General features: G+C 61.6%; 2 protein-coding genes. Both read right to left on the reverse strand.

The features are described 5' to 3' along the window. The coding region (locus NCS28_RS33040) for a response regulator (RefSeq protein ID WP_250517969.1) at nucleotides 1–449 on the reverse strand (449 nt) is incomplete at its 3' end. Next, nucleotides 446–1,123: a response regulator gene (locus tag NCS28_RS33045; protein ID WP_250517970.1), complete on the reverse strand. Its 678-nt coding sequence runs from the start codon at nucleotides 1,121–1,123 to the stop codon at nucleotides 446–448. The genes NCS28_RS33040 and NCS28_RS33045, both read right to left, overlap by 4 nt. Nucleotides 1,124–1,281: the final 158 nt, after the last annotated feature.

Here is a 1,281-nt window from a genome sequence, read left to right on the forward strand (position 1 = left end):
TCCACCTCGGCGTTGAACTGCGTGAGCGCCGACATGGCCGCTGGCGAGCGATAGCGACGGCCCATCGCCAGTTCGCGCACGGCATCGAGCACCACGTGCATCTCTTCGCGCTTGCTCACGATGCCCGCGACCTCGCGCTGAACCAGGCTGCCGACGAGGAACGGATCGTCGAACTCGCTGTATACGAGAATCGGCAGGCGGGGATGCTGGACGGAGACGGCGGAAAGAAAGCGCCAGCCGTCGAGCGTGCCGCCGGTGGGCATCGAATAGTCGGTGACGATGACATCGCAATGAGTACGCTCGAGGAGCGTCATCATTTCGTTAGGATCACTGAGGGCACAGACGACATGAAAGCCGGCGCGTTCCAGTGCCGCGCGCAGTCCGCGCACGACGATAGGATGGTCGTCGACGAGCGCGACGCTGATACGTTTCTCGAACACGTTCGTCATGCGGGCCGAAGCTCGCTTCCCGGTGTCGAACGATCGAGCCACAAGCGGTTATCGATCGCAAAGCGGTACATCTCGGACTCGCCCGTGAAGCCGAGTCGTCTGCACGCTTCGGTGCGTTGCGTGCTGATCGTATTGATGCGCCGGTGCAGCAGACGGGCCGTTTCGCACACACTCAGGCCGCACAGCATCAGACCGGTGACTTCCATCTGACGTCGCGTGAGCGCCATGAATCGCTTGTATTCGGGCATCGCGCCGAAGCGTTCCAGTGCAGCTTGCGCGATGGGCGACAGATAGTGCTCGCCCAACGCGAGGCTGCGCGCCGCGTCGAGGACTTCGCGCATTTCGTCGCGCTTGCTCACGATGCCGGCGACGCCTCGCTTCACGAGACTGCCCACGAGGAACGGGTCGTCGAACTCGGTATAGACGAGCATGCGCAGCTCGGGAAATTCGCTGGAAACGCTGGCCAGAAAGCGCCATCCGTCGAGCGCGCCATCGCCTGGCATCGAATAGTCGGTGACGACGACATCGCATGGCTCGTCGTTCAGCGATTGCACAAGCTGCGCCGGGCTCGTGAACGCGCCCACCACGTCGAAACCTGCGCTCTCGAAGGTCTTGCGAAGACCGCATAGCACGAGGGGATGATCGTCGACGATGGCGATTTTTGTCTTTTCCATCTCAAACTTTCCTGACGGCCGATGCGGCCTGCGATTTGTCAGCGAGCGTCGCAGGAACGCGGGAGCGCGCTGCGATGTCGTCACAGCGATACATCGATCGTGTCGTGACTTGCATCGAACGATAAAGGCGCCATCGATTCGGTCATATAGAACGATGT

This window comes from Caballeronia sp. INDeC2, assembly GCF_023631325.1.
Classification (GTDB): Bacteria; Pseudomonadota; Gammaproteobacteria; order Burkholderiales; family Burkholderiaceae; genus Caballeronia.